Below are 17372 nucleotides of genomic sequence, written 5' to 3'. Positions count from 1 at the left end.
GAATGCCAGACCTCTGAATCAGTTTTGTAACTCTGGCCTCACCCGTCTATGCGCCGCATCAGCGCCATCGCGCCATGCGGCGCTCGCATCTTTCCTTCGGTAATGAAATAGATGAACACATCACGCGGCTGGGCAGGAGCCGGGTTCACCGGGCCGGCGGTCGGAAGGTCGGCGGGTGTCTTGCCGCCCGCCCAGATCCGGGCTCTTTCGGCCCACTCGTCCAGCGCTCGCGGGGTGTAGCAGTCGGGGTTGTCGTCACTGCCCGTTTGCAGGCGGGCGTAGACGAAGTCGCCGGTCAGGTCTGCGATGGCCGGATATCTGGCATGGTCGGCATAGACAATGGCTGCCCCGTAATTTCGGGCAAGCGCCACAAAATCGGGCGTGACAAAGCTGTCGTGCCGCACTTCCAGCGCATGATGCAGCTTCACGCCATCCTGACTACCCGGCAGCAGTTTGAGAAAGGCCTCGAAATCCTCCGGATCGAACTTTTTCGTTGGTGCAAATTGCCATAGAATGGGCCCGAGCTTTTCGCCCAAAGCCGCAATTCCCGAGCCGAGAAATCGCATCATCGACTCGCCAGCCTCTCCCAGTACGCGGCGGTTGGTCACGAAACGGTTGCCTTTGAGCGAATAGATAAAGCAATCTGGCGCTTCCTTCGCCCATTTGACGAAGGTTGGCTCCTTGAACGAGGAGTAATAGGTGCCGTTGACCTCAATCGTCGGCACCTGTCGCGTCGCATATCCGAGTTGCCTGGTCTTCGGTAGCTTCTCGGGGTAAAAAGACGTGTTCCAAGGCTCGAAGGTCCAGCCGCCCATGCCGGCGCGGATCGTTCCTGATTTGGCCATTCTTCACTCCCAGGGGTGCCGATCGTTGAGGAGTATTTCATCACGAGGGAAGCGGTGCAAACCGTCCCGCGTTGTCTGCTGACAGTTCCGCTCTGGCGACAGGTGCGTTGCATAGATGATGTCACGCCAAGAATAACGCAGCCGCCGCACACCGCCTCCCGATAGGCTGGCCACCTTCGGCTCCGCATTCATCGGTGGGCGCGTGGGCGATTGAGCGCAACCGCCCCGTCTGTCTTATCGCTGCGGCCACAGTCGCAGGGTCTCACGTACAGATTCTTCAGAGCTTTTTTGTTCTTCCGCGAACGCGCAACGCCCTAAATCTCTGTTTTGACGCAAATCCGGACGCGAAAATCGCTTCGCCTGCCGCTTCACCTCTATTCCGCCGCTACCTGCTTGCCGCCTGGCCGGCGCTCCAGCAGTTCCTTCAGGAAGTGGCCCGTATAGCTGCGCGGCTCGGCCACGATGTCCTCCGGGGTGCCGATTGCAACCAGCTCACCGCCACCGTCACCACCTTCGGGCCCAAGGTCGAGCACCCAATCGGCCGTCTTGATGACTTCCAGATTGTGCTCGATCACCACCACCGTATTGCCCTGCTCGACCAGTTCCTGAAGAACCTCAAGCAGCTTGGCCACGTCGTGGAAGTGCAGGCCGGTGGTCGGCTCGTCGAGAATATAGAGCGTCTTGCCGGTCGCCTTGCGTGACAGTTCCTTGGCGAGCTTGATGCGCTGGGCCTCGCCGCCCGACAGGGTGGTAGCCTGCTGGCCGATGTGAATGTAGCCGAGGCCGACATCCTTCAACGTCTGCAACTTGTCGCGCACCGCAGGCACTGCGGCGAAGAATTCGACGCCTTCCTCCACAGTCATGTCGAGCACATCGGCGATGGACTTGCTCTTGAAGGTCACGTCCAGCGTTTCGCGATTGTAGCGCTTGCCGTGGCAGACGTCGCAGGTGACATAGACGTCCGGCAGGAAATGCATCTCGATCTTGATGACGCCGTCGCCCTGACAGGCCTCGCAGCGCCCGCCCTTGACGTTGAAGGAGAAGCGGCCCGGCTGATAACCGCGCGCCTTGGCTTCCGGCAGGCCGGCGAACCAGTCGCGGATCGGCGTGAAGGCTCCCGTATAGGTGGCCGGATTGGAACGCGGCGTGCGGCCGATCGGCGATTGGTCGATGTCGATGACCTTATCGAGGAATTCCAGCCCTTCGACGCGGTCATGCTCGGCCGGATGCTCGCGCGATCCCATGATGCGCCGCGAGGCGGCCTTGAATAGGGTTTCGATCAGGAAGGTGGACTTGCCGCCGCCTGAAACGCCGGTGATGGCGGTGAAGGTGCCGAGCGGGATTTCCGCCGTCACGTTCTTGAGGTTGTTGCCGCGCGCGCCCACCACCTTGATGCGCTTGCCCTTCTTGCCGGCGCGGCGCTGGGAGGGCGTTGCGATTTCCAGTTCGCCCGACAGGTACCTGCCGGTGATGGAGTTCGGATTAGCCATGATCTCGCGCGGCGTGCCCTGCGCGATGATCCGGCCTCCATGTACGCCCGCGGCAGGGCCGATATCGACCACATAGTCGGCATGGAGGATGGCGTCCTCGTCATGCTCGACGACAATGACCGTATTGCCGAGGTCGCGCAGATGCTTGAGCGTGTCGAGCAGGCGGGCGTTGTCGCGCTGGTGCAGGCCGATCGAAGGCTCGTCAAGCACATAAAGCACGCCGGTAAGCCCCGAGCCGATCTGGGAGGCAAGACGGATGCGCTGGCTTTCGCCGCCCGACAGCGTGCCGGAATTGCGCGACAGCGTCAGGTAATCGAGGCCGACATCGTTCAAAAAACGCAGCCGCTCACGGATTTCCTTGAGGATGCGCAGCGCGATCTCGTTCTGCTTTTCATTGAGCCGGTCCGGAAGATCAGTGAACCAGCGGTCGGCCTTTCGGATAGAGAGCTGGGTGACTTCGCCAATATGCTTGCCGGCGATCTTCACCGCCAAAGCCTCCGGCTTCAGGCGATATCCGCCACAGGCCGGGCAGGGCGTGGCCGACATGAAGCGCTCGATCTCCTCGCGCATCCAGGCCGATTCCGTCTCCTTCCAGCGCCGTTCGAGATTCGGGACCACGCCTTCGAAGGTCTTGGTCGTCTGGTAGGAACGCAGGCCGTCGTCGTAGTTGAACGTCACCTCGCGCTTGCCGGTGCCGTGCAATATGGCGTCCCGGGCTTCCTCGGGCAGATCCCTGAACTTGTCGCCGAGCTTGAAACCATAGGTCTTGCCGAGCGCGTCCAGCGTCTGCGCGTAATAGGGCGAAGTGGATTTCGCCCACGGAGCGACCGCGCCGTCGCGCAGCGACAGGTTTTCATCCGGGATCACGAGGTTGGGATCGATGGCCCGCTGATTGCCCAGGCCGTCGCAGGTCGGACAGGCGCCGAACGGATTGTTGAAGGAGAACAGCCGCGGCTCGATTTCCGGAATGGTGAAGCCGGAAACCGGGCATGCGAATTTTTCGGAGAACAGGATACGCTCATGCGTGTCGTTGAGCGACTTGTTGGCGGACCCGCCCCCGGCGGTTTCCTCCGGCGGCAGCGGCTTGTCGGCGAACTCGGCGACCGCGAGCCCATCGGCCAGCCGAAGGGCCGTCTCGATGGAGTCCGCGAGGCGGGTGGCAAGGTCGGGCCGCACCACGATGCGGTCCACCACCACGTCGATGTCGTGCTTGTATTTCTTGTCCAGAGCCGGCGCGTCCGCGATCTCATAGAAGGCGCCATCGACCTTGACGCGCTGGAAACCCTTTTTCTGGAGCTCCAGAAGTTCCTTGCGGTACTCGCCCTTGCGGCCGCGCACGATCGGGGCAAGTAGGTAAAGCCGTGTGCCTTCCTCAAGCGCCAGAACGCGATCGACCATCTGCGAGACGGTCTGGCTTTCGATGGGCAGGCCGGTCGCCGGGGAATAGGGCACGCCCACGCGCGCGAACAACAGGCGCATGTAGTCGTAAATCTCGGTGACGGTGCCAACCGTCGAGCGCGGGTTCTTCGAAGTGGTTTTCTGTTCAATCGAAATGGCGGGCGACAGCCCGTCGATCTGGTCGACGTCCGGCTTCTGCATCATCTCCAGGAATTGCCGCGCATAAGCCGACAGGCTTTCCACATAGCGGCGCTGGCCTTCGGCATAGATGGTGTCGAAGGCCAGAGATGACTTGCCCGAACCGGAGAGACCGGTCATCACCACAAGGGAATCCCGGGGCAGGTCGAGGTCCACATTCTTGAGATTGTGTTCGCGCGCGCCGCGAATGGAGATAAACTTATGGTCGGCCATGGCCGTTCCGCCGCCTTGGTATGAAATGTTTCGGGATGGCGGGGTTTCCCGGCCATCCGCCAATATAGGTCGTCCCGGCGCGGTTTCGAGAGAAGCCGCGACTTTCCATCGTGGGTTTAAGCGTCTTTCTGCAAGGCAGGCAAGCAAAAAGAACAAAAACCGAACATGCTCCTGACAAATCCGGTCCGGGCCTGTTACAAAGATCACATTTTGCTCAAGTCGGCCGTGGCCTGTTGACGTGACGGGATGAACACGCCAGATTTTGAAGGTACGGAAGCCGATCGCCTCAAGAGGCTGATCTCTGCGAGGCGCATGGCATCTGCGAGACGCCGCGTGATGGATGATGCGCCTGCGGATGAAGTGCTTTCGGACCGACGGCGAAACGGACAGAAGGAGAGAGGTATGACCCCACCGGACAGTCCCGAAGGGCTCCGCGCCTGAACGGAGCCGCGATCGGCCGATAGCCAGCCGGAATTTCCGCGCAGGAAAACCGGACCGGTCGTTTCCCCTAAAATCAGAAACTTTTGTCGGATCGTCGGCTGAATGCCGCGTGGCATCCGAAATCCAAAGCCGGTAAAATGCTCCCGGCATCATGGGTAGAACCCATCAAAAGCCCCGACCGCTCGAAATGGCAGCGGCGGGGCTCACTCTTTGGGAAACCGGTAAGGACGCGCGGCCCTAACGTTTCGAAGGTCGCAGCGTGCCGACGCCGATGTCGTAGGTGAGCTTGCCTGAAACCTTCACATCGAAATTCCCGACTCTGAAATGGCCGAATTGGCCGGTCGGCTTATCGTCGTCAGGCTCTGGCGGAAGAGGAGTCACGATGCTGTAAGCGCCATTCACACCTGGCAAATCGCCTGGTGATGGAGTTGTCTGGCCGGCGGTTCCGGATTTGCCTCCGGCAACCGCAGACCCGCTCGAAAGCGCGACAAGCAGAACTCCGCAGGTGGCTATGCGTGAAAGCTTCATGTTGTATCTATAGGTGTGTCGCCCGCCTGACGCCAGCTCTCATGAAATGCAAGCAGGGTTGACACCGCTATGTTTCGCTTGACTTTGGGCTGGGAAGCAAGAACATAAAGGGAACAAAAACCTTTTGGGGAAACAGGTGCAGCGTGCGGGCCAAACGGCGCGACAGACTGTAAGATATGGCAGACTTCCAATTTAGGACGAGCGTGGAGACAGCGTAATGGCGGGCAGCGTCAACAAGGTCATTCTGGTCGGCAATCTGGGCGCGGACCCTGAAATCAGGCGGCTGAACTCCGGCGATCCGGTTGTGAACCTGCGCATCGCCACGTCTGAAACATGGCGCGACAAGATGTCGGGCGAACGCAAGGAAAAGACCGAGTGGCATAGCGTCGTGATCTTCAACGACAATCTCGCCAAGGTCGCCGAGCAGTACCTGAAGAAGGGGATGAAGGTCTATATCGAAGGCCAGCTCCAGACACGCAAGTGGCAGGACCAGAACGGCCAGGACCGCTACACCACCGAGATCGTGCTGCAGAAATTCCGCGGTGAGTTGCAGATGCTCGATGCGCGTGGGCAGGGTCAGGGCGAAGGCGGCGGGCAGGTTGGTTATGATCGCGGCGGCTATTCCGGCGGCGGTGGTGGCGGCCGCGGCTCCGACTTCGGCCAGTCTGGCCCCGGCGATGTCGGTGGTTCGCGCGGGGGCGGGGGAATGGGTGGCGGCCGCGACCTCGACGACGAAATCCCATTCTGATCGATCATCGGCCGGAAGTACGGACATGGCGGGTGAGTGCGCCGCCCTTAATGAATTATGGTTTAACATGCGTCGCCTTACGGCAGAGTGGGCGGCGCATGTTCCATATCTATCTATTGTTGTGTGTTTTCAGTCGCTTCGCGTATTTTTGTGAATCTGTTTCCAGGCGCTTTCCTCGCCTCGCTGGAGAAGCTTTCGCTCGGCCACCGTTGCCTGTGACCGGATGAACGCCGGCTTTTGACATCGGCGGGCTTTCACGGTCATGCCTGTCGTTTTCGGGATGCATACTTCAAAATTCAAATTGATTTTGAAGGTCGGTTTTCAATGCGGTTTCCGGGAATCTTGCTCGGATAGGAAAGTTTTTCGCCCCTCGTATTGCCGTCATTGGCGAGCCTTTCCTTTTTCAGACGTTTGGAAAAGCTTCGGAAAGCGCAGAAAATCTCGCTGGATGAGCGGGTTGGGCATGGTTAGACCAAAGACGACTTGATTTAATGGTCGGTTTGGATTGGGATGAGGGGATTGCAAGAACAACACCGGACGTTCCTGTGGGCCGCCGGAAAAGCCACGAGGTGGTGCAGCGCCATTCACAGCCTTGGGAGGGGCTGCTGTGATGACGGATATCCTCATAGTTGAAGATGAACAGGCGATACTGGAATCGCTCGAGTTCATCCTCACCCGCTGCGGCTGGTCCGTCGGCGTGGCGCGCGACGGCGAGGCGGCGCTTCAGGCCGTCATGCGGTTCCGCCCGCGCCTGGTTTTGCTGGACATCATGCTGCCGAAGCGCGGCGGCCTCGACGTGCTGAAGGTGCTGCGTTCCAACCCCGCGTTTGCATCGACCTCCGTCGTCATCCTCACCGCGCGCGGTCAGCAATATGACCGGCAGGCCGCGTTGGATATGAAGGCTGATGATTTCATCACCAAGCCTTACGCAAACGGTGATGTGGTGAATGCGGTTCGCCGCATTCTTGAAGGCCAGGCCTGTTCCGCCCATGCCTAGCGCGCCCGGAGCCGGGAAGGAGGAGCGGGCGGAGCGTGAGGATATAGCGCTGCTCGCGCCTTTTTTCGGTGGCGTTTTGTTGATGCCGCCGCTTCTCAATCTGTTTGGAGGTCTGCTCAGCCCTCTCGGCGTGCCTGTCGAGATCCTGTACCTGTTCGGCGTGTGGGTTCTGGTGATTGTCGGCGCGGTGTTGTTGTCGCGCCGGCGGCAATTCCATGTCGTCACGCCCGAGCCGACGACGCAAACCCGGACTCCATTGCCGACAGATCCTGCCGGTGATTCATGATATTGTCGCCGGATTTCGTCATCCTGACCGCGGTGGGCTATGTCGGCCTGCTGTTCGTGCTCGCCTATTTTTCGGATGCGCGCGCCAAAAGCGGCAACGCCGGTTTCCTCAGTTCCCCCGCCATCTATACGCTGTCGATCTCGGTCTATTGCACGAGCTGGACCTTTTATGGCGCCGTCGGCACCGCTGCCCGCAGCGGCCTTGAGTTTATGGCGATCTATATGGGCCCGACGCTGGTGTTCGTCGGCTGGTGGTTCCTCCTGCGCAAGCTGATCCGCATTGCCCACAGCCAGCACATCACCTCCATTGCAGACTTCCTGTCGTCCCGCTTCGGCAAGTCGAGCCGTCTGGCTGTGCTGGTCACGCTGATCGCGGTGGTGAGCATAACCCCCTACATCGCGCTGCAACTCAAGGCGATCACGACATCCATCCAGACAGTATCCGTGGCCAAGGGGACAGGTGCGGATCACCTGGCGACGCTGGATGAGGTCACGCTCGCCCTGGGTGTGGCGATCGGCATGGCCGTATTCACCATCCTGTTCGGAACGCGCAATGTCGATGCGCGCGAACAGCACCCCGGGGTCGTGGCGGCAATCGCCTTCGAGGCGGTGGTGAAGCTGCTGGCGTTGATAGCTGTCGGCGTTTTCGTGGTCTTTGGCGTCAGCGACGGCTTTGCAGACATCTATGCGCGCGCGGTGGAGGCGGGTGTCCGCGTCCATGAGGCTGAGCCCTTCGGCAGCCGATGGATCGCGGTGCTGTTTCTTTCGGCCTGCGCCGTGATCTGTCTGCCGCGCCAGTTCCAGATCACCGTGGTCGAGAACTCCAACGAGGATCATCTGCGTACGGCGAGCTGGGCTTTCCCCTGTTACATGATGGCCATGAGCCTGTTCATCCTGCCAATCGCGCTCTATGGACAAACGAACATGCCGCCGGGTTCCAACCCGGATATGTTCGTGCTGACTCTGCCTATGATGACAGGGCATGATGCGCTGGCGCTTTTCGCCTTTATTGGAGGCTTTTCCAGCGCCACCTCGATGATCATCGTTGCCTCGATCGCCCTGTCGATCATGGTTTCGAACCATATCGTCGTGCCGCTGGCCCTGCGCAGCGCGCCACGTGGCGACGAGGCGGGCGAGCAGCGCGATATCGCGAGACTGTTGTTGCGCAGCCGCCGAATTTCCATCGCGCTGATGCTTTTGCTCGGCTTCCTTTATTTCTGGTTGACCCAAGGTTCGGATGCGCTGGCGCCGATCGGCCTGATCTCCTTTGGCGGCGTGGCCCAGTTCCTGCCGGCGATGCTGGCGGCGATCTTCTGGCGCACCGCCACGATGAAGGGGGCGCTTGCGGCGATTTCCGCCGGCTTCTTCGTCTGGGCCTGGACGCTTTTCCTGCCGTCCTTCGATACGTTCAGCCCGGTCGTCGCCGATGTGGTGGCGAACGGCCCGTGGGGGGTTCGGGCGTTGCGGCCCGAGGCGCTGTTCGGCATGGAGGGCATGGACCCGCTGGTGCATTCCGTGTTCTGGAGCATGCTTGTCAATGTTTCAGTGCTGCTGGGCGTCTCGTCGGCGACCAGCCAGAATGCGCTTGAGCGCATACAGGCGGCGCTGTTTGTGGATGTGTTCCGCCGCGGGGCTTCCTTGCAGCCGCGCATCCTGCGCGGTTCGGCCACCACCAGCGAACTGTTCTTCGTGGCGGAGAGGGTGCTGGGCTGGAGCCGCGCGCGCTCTTTGTTCGATACGGCCGGCGTGCCGCATCGGCAGACGGCGCAGCAGCAGGGCGTGTCGGCTGATTTCATTGCCCGGCTGGAACGCGAACTGGCGGGCTCCATCGGCTCGGCTTCGGCCCATATCCTGCTCACCAAGGCCATTGCCGGCGATGCCATCTCGCTGGAAGAGATGATGCAGATTGCCGACGAGACCCAGCAGGCGATTGAATACTCGCATGCGCTGGAGCTGAAATCGCAGGAGCTGCACTTCACAGCCCAGCAATTGAAGGAGGCCAACGCGCTGCTGAAGGAACTGCACCAGCAGAAAGACGAGTTCCTGTCGCAGGTCAGTCACGAGGTGCGCACACCCATGACCTCGATCCGCTCCTTCGCGGAAATCCTCATGGAGCCTGACGGGCTGACGCTGGAGCAGAGAAGGCGCTTCATCAACACGATTCACAATGAAAGCGTGCGTCTGACCAAGCTGCTCGACGAGATTCTCGATTTGAGCGCGCTCGAACAGGGTGAGCGCGACTGGGAAAATGTCCCGGTCGACGCCGAGGATGTGCTCGATCAGGCCATCGCCGTATGTGAGGCGCTGGCCAGAAAGCGGCTGGTCGCCATCGAAAGCGGCCCGCGTTCCGGAACCTGCATCGTGCTGGCCGACACCGGCAGGTTAAGCCAGGTGTTCATCAACATCATCGCCAATGCGATCTCGCATAACGACGCCAGGGAACCCGTGGTCCATATCTCGTCCGGGCTGACGCCGGAGGGGTATGTCGTGGATATTTCGGACAACGGCTCAGGCGTGCCGCCACTCTTCCAGAACAAGATATTCGACAAGTTCGTTCGGGCCGAACCGGACGGCACGCCGGATTCTCAAGGACTTGGCCTTGGGCTCAATATCAGCCACAAGATCGTCGGCAAGCTGAACGGTCGACTGGAACTCACCGAGGGCGCATTGCCCGGAGCCTGCTTCCGCATAGTCCTGCCGGTCTGGCAGGGGGCGGAGCGTGAAAGCGTGGCGGAAGACGCCTGACGCAGGTCACCCGATAGGTGCCGGATGCAAGGTCGTCGCGCTTTTGCGCCCGGAAATACATCTAAAACAATGGGATAGAGCGGTTCTCAATGAAGCCCAGGACCGCTGTTAAAGCGTGTCGCGATCCTTCAGATTCGCTCTTTACGCTTTAAGTTCTCGTTTTTACGCATGACGTTGCCCCGAAACCGGTTCCTACTTTCGGGCGACATGCTCCTAGACTGGGATCTCCTGCCGGTGGCCGCAACGAAGACGGGGGCAGGGCAGGCAGGATGGCCCGACCTCGACCGGCGCACCGCCGAGGTCCAGCCCGTCGCCGTAGACCGTGCGGTCGGCATGCACGATGTCGCAGGCGAGCATGATCGAGAACATCAGCGGCTTCTGCCCAAATCGCGGTGTCTGCTTGGACACGGTTTTCGCCAGCAGAAGAAACCGGCCGCCGCCGGGAAACACCGACACCTGCCGGACAACGCCGCTGGTCGAGAAGGCGTCGTAGATGGGCCACAACGGGCAGCCATGGCCGAAACCGGGAATTGTGAGGCCGGGCAGGGGGAAGCGTTTGGTCAGTCGCCCAGACCGGTCGGCGCGCAGAAAACCGAATGGCACACCCTCACGCCCTTTTCGGCGTAGCGTCACCAGCCGGTGCGCAGCCTGCTCGAAGCTGACCCCGGCAAGGGTGCCGAGCAACTCAACATCGTAACGATGGGCTTCGGCCCTGCCGAGAAAGTCGTCATAGGGCATCATCATGGCCCCGGCGACATAGGAGGAAAGCGCCCGCAACGCGAGTTCGCGCGCTTCTTCGGTCGACAGGTCAAGCCTGTCGGCGGTTGCTGAAAGCCCGTCAGCCGCCGCATGCGCGGCGTATGTGCGCAGCATTTGAAAGATGCGCGCATGGCGGGGCAGGGCGTCCGAAAACGTCGGGCGCGGCTCGCCTGCCGACGCCGCATCGCCGGTAATGTCGAACCGTTTGTGAAGGGCCTCGACAAGCCTCGCCTCATCCAGTTCGCTTGCTTTGCTCACCTCATGTCGCAGCGTATCGGCGATATCTTCAAGGTCCGGAAAATGGTTGTTGTTGGCGATCAATGCCTCATCGACCTCGCCAAGCGGTGAGACCGGCCGCTGGCGCGCGGCAGTCTGGTCGAAATAGGCGACAAGGCCCTGCGTCGCGGGGACCAGTTCGCGCGCTTCAGTGTTTATATTGGCGATGAAGCGACCGCGCTCGTCGTCGGTGAGGTCGGGAATGTCGGCCAGGATCTCCGCGCCGGACTTGATGCCGGCGATGCGGTTGAGGATCTCGTGCAGGAGCTGGGAAAGCAGCGGATCGGATTTGAGCCGGTGCTGGAGCACCTCGATCTCCATCGAGGCGTCGGCATAGGCGCGATGCAGTCGCGCCAGTGCGGTTCCCGCTTCGGGGAAGCGCGCGACGAGATCACGGATCGCCTGTTGTTCGATGTCGATACCGCTCATCAGCGGATCGGCCATCAGGTCGCCGATGGCGGCGATGGTTCGCGCCTCGCTTTCGCCCGACAGATGTTCCAGATCGATGCCCAGCCGTTCGCCGATGCGCAAGAGAAGCTTGCCGCCTATGCTGCGCTTGTTGTTCTCGATGAGATTGAGATAGCTGGCCGAAATTCCCAGGGAGCGCGCCAGCGCCACCTGTGACAGCCCGGCTGCAAGGCGCTTGCGCCTTATGCGCACCCCGATGGGCGTTCTGGATTTCCCCATTTTGTAAATTCTTTACTAAAGTGAATTTACCAATCTTCATTTTGTGACAAAAAATTCATTTAATGTCAAATACTTATTGAGAATATAACATTCTGTGACAGTCTCTTGGCGCGAACCGAAGACTCGGACGCGTGGAGGAGATGAAATGGCTATTTTTAAACCCAACAGGCGCAGCCTGCTCAAGGGCGCTGGCGCCGGTATCGCCGCGCTCAGCACGCCCTACATTTTCACGAAGGGGGCATGGGCCCAGAATTTCTGCAACGATCCGACCAGCGGCAAGATCGTTCTCGGCTTCAACGTGCCCCAGACGGGCTCCTATGCGGAAGAAGGATTGGAGCAGCTCAAGGGTTATGAGCTTGCTGTCAAGCATATCAACGGCGAGGGCGATGGCGGTCTGTTGAAGACCCTTAATCCTGTGGCGCTGAAGGGTAACGGCGTGCTCGGGCGTAAGGTCGAGTATGTGACCGGCGACACGCAGACCAACACCGACGCCGCCCGTGACGGCGCGCGCCGCATGATCGAGCGCGACAAGGCCATCATGGTCACCGGGTCGGTCACTTCCGGTGAAGCCATCGCTCAGCAGAGCCTGTGTCAGGAGATGGGCGTCATCTACATGTCCGGTCTGACCCATTCCAACGACACCACCGGCAAGGACAAGCGCCGCTACGGTTTCCGGCATTTCTTCAACGCCTACCAGTCGGGCGTGGCGATCGCGCCGTTCCTGGCCAAGGAATACGGCACCGACCGCCGCGCCTATCACCTGACGGCCGACTACACCTGGGGCTGGACGCAGGAAGAATCGATCAAGAACGCCACCGAGGCGCTCGGCTGGGAAACAGTCGCCACGGTGCGCACCCCGCTCGGCCTCGGCGATTACTCGCAATACCTGACGCCGGTGCTCAACTCGGGCGCTGACGTGCTCATCCTCAATCACTACGGTCACGACATGGTCAACTCGCTGCCGCAGGCGGTGCAGTTCGGTTTGCGTGAGCGTCAGGCCAACGGCAAGAACTTCGAGATCGTCGTGCCGATGTTCTCCGAACTCATGGCCGTCGGCGCGGGCGAAGCGGTGAAGGGCATCATCGGCACTTCCAACTGGCAATGGTCTCTGGATGACGAGGGCACCAAGGCTTTCACCAAATCCTATGGCGAAGCCTATGGCGAGCCTCCGTCGCAGTCGGCTCATACCGGCTACGTCCAGACGATCCTTTATGCCGATGCTGTGGAGCGGGCAGGAACCTTCTATCCGCCGGAAGTCATCAAGGCGCTGGAGGGCTTCGAGTTTGACGGCATGGGTAACGGCCATACCGTTTATCGCGACAGCGACCACCAGTGCTTCAAGGAGGTTCTGGTCGTGCGCGGTAACGAGAATCCGTCGAGCCGCTTCGATGTGCTCAATGTGATCGGCAAGACGACGCGCGAGGATGTCACCTACGACGCTTCGATCTTCGGCGGAGAACTTGGGCCTTACGAACCCAACGAGTGCTGACGAAAACAGATGCCGCCACCCCGCCTGCCTGAACCGGGCGGGGTGGAGGTCATCTTTCTGTCCGCTCCTTGACGTTCGCAACGTGCTGCGTCTCGCATCGAAGGATTATCCAGATGAACGTGTTCTTGGCCCAGTTGCTAAACGGGCTGGACAAGGGTGGCGCTTATGCGCTGATCGCCCTCGGCCTTACGCTGGTTTTCGGCACACTCGGCGTGGTGAATTTTGCCCATGGCGCGCTTTTCATGCTCGGCTGTTTCTGCGCCGTCACATTCCGGTATCTCATCACCCTTGAAACAGTAACCGTGGACCCCGAGAAGCTGTCGCCATGGGGAGCGCCTGTCGAGGTGCGCACACCGCTGGTTCAGAACTGGTTCGGGGATTTTGGCGCGGTTCTGGTCGATTATTCGGTTCCGATTTCGATCCTGCTCGCCATTCCGGTCATGCTGATCATCGGTATCGCCATCGAGCGGGGCCTCATCAAGCATTTCTACAAGCGCAGCCATGCCGAGCAGATTCTCGTCACCTTCGGTCTGGCGATCGTGTTGCAGGAAATCGTCAAGAGCTTCTTCGGCGCCAATCCGGTGCCGCAGCCGATTCCCACCGATCTGCGCGGCGCGGCCGATATCGGCATGTGGTTCGGCATGGCTCCGCACGTGCTCACCTATCCATGGTGGCGGCTGATTTATCTGCTGTTTTCCGGCCTGGTCATCGGCGGCGTCTTCGCCTTCCTGCAATTCACCACCTTCGGCATGGTGGTTCGCGCCGGCATGGCCGACCGCGAGACGGTCGGGTTGATGGGCATCGACATCGACAGGCGCTTCACCATCGTGTTTGGCCTGGCGGCGGTGGTGGCGGGCGTGGCAGGCGTCATGTACACGCCGCTGCTCGCGCCCAACTATCACCTTGGCATGGATTTTCTCGTTCTGAGCTTCGTGGTCGTGGTCGTCGGCGGCATGGGCTCGTTGCCCGGCGCCGTGGCGGCCGGCTTCCTGCTCGGCATATTGCAGTCCTTCGCATCGATGACCGAGGTGAAATCCCTCATTCCCGGCATCGATCAGGTCATCATCTACCTCGTCGCAGTCATCATCCTGCTCGTGCGTCCGCGCGGCCTGATGGGACGGCGCGGAATCATGGAGAGCTGATCCGCCATGTTCTCGCTTTCTCGCAAGGACCTCGCCACGCTCGCAGTCTTCGCTGCCGTGGTGCTCACCATGCCGCTCTGGCTGGCGCCGCTGGGCGCCGCCTACCCCGGCCTTATGCAGAAGTTCGCGATCTACGCGATCTTCGCCATCGGCTTCAATATTCTGTTCGGTCTGACCGGCTATCTGTCCTTCGGCCACGCCGCCTTTATCGGCGTCGGCTCCTACACGACGGTGTGGTCGTTCAAGCTTCTGTCTATGGATATCGTGCCGGCGATGATCTTCGCGGTCATCGTCAGCGGTCTGTTTGCGCTGGTGATTGGCTATTTCAGCCTGCGGCGCACGGGTATCTATTTCTCGATCCTGACGCTGGCCTTCGCCCAGATGAGCTACAGCCTCGCCTATTCGGTGCTGACGCCCATCACGAATGGCGAGACCGGCTTGCTGCTGGCGCGCGACGATCCGCGCTATCTTGATGCGATGTTCGGCGCGCAGGCGAATATCGCCGGTCTGCCGCAACCGACATTCCTGGGCATGTCGGTGACAGGCTACACCGGCTTCTACCTCAGCGCCCTGGTCCTGATCCTGACATTTTTCATGTCGCAGAAAATCTTCGCCTCGCCTTTCGGCATGGCGCTGCGCGGCATCAAGTCCAACCAGACGCGGATGAACTACACCGGCTTCAATACCCGGCCCTATATGCTGGCGGCTTTCGTCATCTCCGGCATGATCGCCGGTCTGGCGGGCGCGCTCCTGTCGATCACCGACCCGCTGGCGGGCGCGGAACGCATGAAGTGGACGGAATCCGGCAATGTCGTGCTGATGACCATTCTGGGCGGCGTCGGAACCCTGGTTGGTCCGGTGATCGGCGCCTGGCTGATCAAATATTTCGAGAACATCTTCTCGGCGATCAACACCAACATGCTGAACAACTTCTTCTCCTTCCTGCCGGACGGTTTGCAGAACGTCGTCGTGACGGTGCTGTCGAAATTCGTGGGCGAGGGCTGGCACCTGACGCTCGGGCTCATGTTCGTGCTGATCGTGGTGTTCCTGCCCGGTGGTCTGGTCGAGGGGTTCCACCGCCTAATGGCGCGCTTCAAACGGCGAAAGGAGACGCCTGAGGGCGTCGCCTCGGTCCAGCCGGCGGAATAGGAGGACAGACATGAGCGAAACACCGCCCAACATCATCCTGCATGCGGCCGATGTTCACAAGAATTTCGGCGGCCTGCGCGCCCTGTCCGATATCGATCTGCAGATCGAGGAAGGCAAGACCCACGCCATCATCGGCCCCAACGGGGCCGGAAAGTCGACGCTGCTCAATGTCATCATCGGCCGCATACCGCCCACCAGCGGCGCGGTGGTGTTCGACGGCACCGTGTTGACCGGAAAGGCGCCCTACGAGATCAATCAGCTCGGTATCTCGCGTGTTTTCCAGACGCCGGAGATCTTTCCGGACCTGCCGGTGCTGCAAAATGTTATGGCTCCGGCCTTCGCCCGGCGTGACGGGGCGTTTCGCGTCAACATGCTGCGCAGCGTCGAATCCGAGGCGGAGATCCGGGAGGAGGCCGAGGACATGCTCAACGACATCGGCCTGCACGGAAGGCGCGGGGATCATGCCGGGTCCCTGTCGCGCGGCGACAAGCGGCGGCTGGAACTTGCCATGTGCCTGATCCAGCGCCCGCGTCTTCTGCTGCTCGACGAGCCGACGGCCGGCATGAGCCGCCACGACACCAACACGACGATCGAACTGCTGCGCAAGATCAAGTCCAGCGGCATGACCAAGGTCATCATCGAGCACGACATGCATGTCGTCTTCTCGCTGGCGGATCGCATTTCGGTTCTGGCGCAGGGGCGCATCATCGCATCGGGCCTTCCGCAGGAAATCAAGGAAGATCCACGGGTGCAGGAAGCCTATCTCGGCGGGAGCGTACAATGAGCGTCGTTACGATGAAACGCGAAGCGATTTCCGCTGCAACGGAAGCCGATCCGTCGAAGGCCTTCTTCGCCGTGCGCGATATCCATGCCTATTATGGCGAGAGCTATATCGTCCAGGGCGTGACGCTTGATGTGAAGAAGGGCGAGATTCTCGCGCTCCTCGGACGCAACGGCGCCGGCAAGACATCTACCCTGCGCGCCATCGCCCGCATGGACGATCCGGCTCTGCGCTCGGGCGAAATCTGGCTGGAGGGGCAGCCGCTCCATGCCATGAAGTCGTGGCAGGCTTCGCGCGCCGGCATCCAGCTCGTGCCGGAGGATCGTCGCATCATCCCTGGCATGACGGTGGAGGAAAACCTGATCCTTGCGCAAGTCGCGCCGGGTCACGGCATGCCTGTCGAGGAGCTTTACGAGCATTTTCCGCGGCTGGCCGAACGACGCAGGCAGGAGGCCATTACCATGTCCGGCGGCGAGCAGCAGATGCTGGCGGTGGCGCGGGCGCTGGCCCGCGAGGTGAAGCTGCTGCTTCTGGACGAGCCCTACGAAGGCTTGGCGCCGGTCATCGTGCAGGAGATCGAGCGCATCGTCCACGGCATCAAGGAACGCGGCATCACCACCATCATCGTGGAACAGAATGCCGTGGCGGCGCTGCGGCTGGCCGACCGGGCCGTGATTCTCGATACGGGCGAACTGGTTTTTGCCGGAGCGGCGAAGGAGCTTCTCGAAAGCGAGGAACTTCGCAACGAATATCTGGCGATCTGACGGGGGGCGCGTAATGTCCGATGATCACATCTACCGTGTTCAGCCTTCGTGGCGATTGGGTGCGTCGGTTGACGCTGCGCGGTATCGGGATTGGTACGATGCGAGCTTGCGGGATCCTGATGGGTTCTGGGGGGAGCATGGGCGGCGTCTTGACTGGCTGACGCCGTACACGAAGGTGAAGAACACGTCGTTCGAGGGCGATGTTTCGATCCGCTGGTACGAGGACGGGGCGCTCAACGTCTCGGCGAACTGCATCGACCGTCACCTTGCGGCGCGCGGCGACCAGGTGGCGATCCTGTGGGAAGGCGACGACCCTGCCGAGGACCGGAAGATCACCTACAGGGAGCTGCACGAGCAGGTGTGCCGGCTGGCCAATGTGATGAAGAAGCACGGCGTGCAAAAGGGCGACCGGGTCACCATCTACATGCCGATGATCC

Annotated in this window: 14 protein-coding genes; 10 read left to right on the top strand and 4 right to left on the bottom strand. The window is 61.0% G+C overall.

What is annotated here, in order from left to right; translation table 11 throughout:
• Positions 1 to 38: 38 nt before the first annotated feature.
• From ABID44_RS07100 to ABID44_RS07090, 3 genes are all read right to left on the bottom strand, one after another.
• Positions 39 to 845 (bottom strand): DUF72 domain-containing protein, encoded by an 807-nt coding sequence (locus ABID44_RS07100; RefSeq protein WP_354151008.1) that lies wholly within the window; start codon positions 843 to 845, stop codon positions 39 to 41.
• Positions 846 to 1219: 374 nt separating this feature from the next.
• A complete protein-coding gene (gene uvrA / locus ABID44_RS07095; protein WP_354151007.1) occupies positions 1220 to 4144 on the bottom strand; it encodes an excinuclease ABC subunit UvrA in 2925 nt (974 codons plus the stop codon).
• Positions 4145 to 4822: 678 nt separating this feature from the next.
• On the bottom strand, positions 4823 to 5113 hold the full coding sequence (locus ABID44_RS07090; RefSeq protein WP_354151006.1) for a hypothetical protein: 291 nt from the start codon (positions 5111 to 5113) through the stop codon (positions 4823 to 4825).
• Positions 5114 to 5330: 217 nt separating this feature from the next.
• Between ABID44_RS07090 and ssb the strand changes: the two genes are divergently transcribed.
• The 4 genes from ssb (at position 5331) to ABID44_RS07070 (ending at position 9888) form a co-directional block, all read left to right on the top strand.
• Positions 5331 to 5861 (top strand): single-stranded DNA-binding protein, encoded by a 531-nt coding sequence (gene ssb / locus ABID44_RS07085; protein ID WP_354151005.1) that lies wholly within the window; start codon positions 5331 to 5333, stop codon positions 5859 to 5861.
• Positions 5862 to 6471: 610 nt separating this feature from the next.
• Positions 6472 to 6858: a response regulator transcription factor gene (locus tag ABID44_RS07080; RefSeq protein WP_354151004.1), complete on the top strand. Its 387-nt coding sequence runs from the start codon at positions 6472 to 6474 to the stop codon at positions 6856 to 6858.
• Entirely contained in the window at positions 6851 to 7144 is a 294-nt protein-coding gene (locus ABID44_RS07075) for a hypothetical protein (RefSeq protein WP_354151003.1), read from the top strand. Before ABID44_RS07080 ends, ABID44_RS07075 begins: the two co-directional genes overlap by 8 nt.
• The gene (locus tag ABID44_RS07070; protein WP_354151002.1) at positions 7141 to 9888 is read left to right on the top strand and encodes an ATP-binding protein; all 2748 of its coding nucleotides are present in this window, start codon (positions 7141 to 7143) and stop codon (positions 9886 to 9888) included. The genes ABID44_RS07075 and ABID44_RS07070 overlap by 4 nt, the downstream gene beginning before the upstream one ends.
• 213 nt (positions 9889 to 10101) lie before the next feature.
• On the opposite strand, the gene ABID44_RS07065 is transcribed toward ABID44_RS07070, so the two are convergent.
• Positions 10102 to 11610, bottom strand: a complete 1509-nt coding sequence (locus ABID44_RS07065) for a helix-turn-helix domain-containing protein (protein ID WP_354151001.1) — start codon at positions 11608 to 11610, stop codon at positions 10102 to 10104.
• A gap of 145 nt (positions 11611 to 11755) precedes the next feature.
• On the opposite strand from ABID44_RS07065, the gene ABID44_RS07060 reads away from it, so the two are divergent.
• From ABID44_RS07060 to ABID44_RS07035, 6 genes are all read left to right on the top strand, one after another.
• Entirely contained in the window at positions 11756 to 13099 is a 1344-nt protein-coding gene (locus ABID44_RS07060) for a substrate-binding protein (RefSeq protein WP_354151000.1), read from the top strand.
• Between the two features lie 113 nt (positions 13100 to 13212).
• Positions 13213 to 14241: a branched-chain amino acid ABC transporter permease gene (locus tag ABID44_RS07055; protein ID WP_354150999.1), complete on the top strand. Its 1029-nt coding sequence runs from the start codon at positions 13213 to 13215 to the stop codon at positions 14239 to 14241.
• A 6-nt stretch (positions 14242 to 14247) separates the two neighbouring features.
• Complete coding sequence (locus ABID44_RS07050; protein WP_354150998.1) at positions 14248 to 15390, top strand: branched-chain amino acid ABC transporter permease; 1143 nt, start codon at positions 14248 to 14250, stop codon at positions 15388 to 15390.
• Between the two features lie 10 nt (positions 15391 to 15400).
• Positions 15401 to 16174, top strand: coding sequence for an ABC transporter ATP-binding protein (locus tag ABID44_RS07045; RefSeq protein ID WP_354150997.1), 774 nt, complete (start codon positions 15401 to 15403; stop codon positions 16172 to 16174).
• Positions 16171 to 16935, top strand: a complete 765-nt coding sequence (locus tag ABID44_RS07040; RefSeq protein WP_378226281.1) for an ABC transporter ATP-binding protein — start codon at positions 16171 to 16173, stop codon at positions 16933 to 16935. The genes ABID44_RS07045 and ABID44_RS07040 overlap by 4 nt, the downstream gene beginning before the upstream one ends.
• A gap of 13 nt (positions 16936 to 16948) precedes the next feature.
• On the top strand, positions 16949 to 17372 hold a 424-nt coding region (locus ABID44_RS07035; RefSeq protein ID WP_354150996.1), incomplete at its 3' end, for an acetyl-coenzyme A synthetase N-terminal domain-containing protein.

This window comes from Aquamicrobium ahrensii (assembly GCF_040545755.1).
GTDB classification, from domain to species: domain Bacteria; phylum Pseudomonadota; class Alphaproteobacteria; order Rhizobiales; family Rhizobiaceae; genus Mesorhizobium; species Mesorhizobium ahrensii.
Note: the sequence above shows the minus strand (reverse complement) of the source record. Positions and strands in the feature narration are given on the sequence as shown.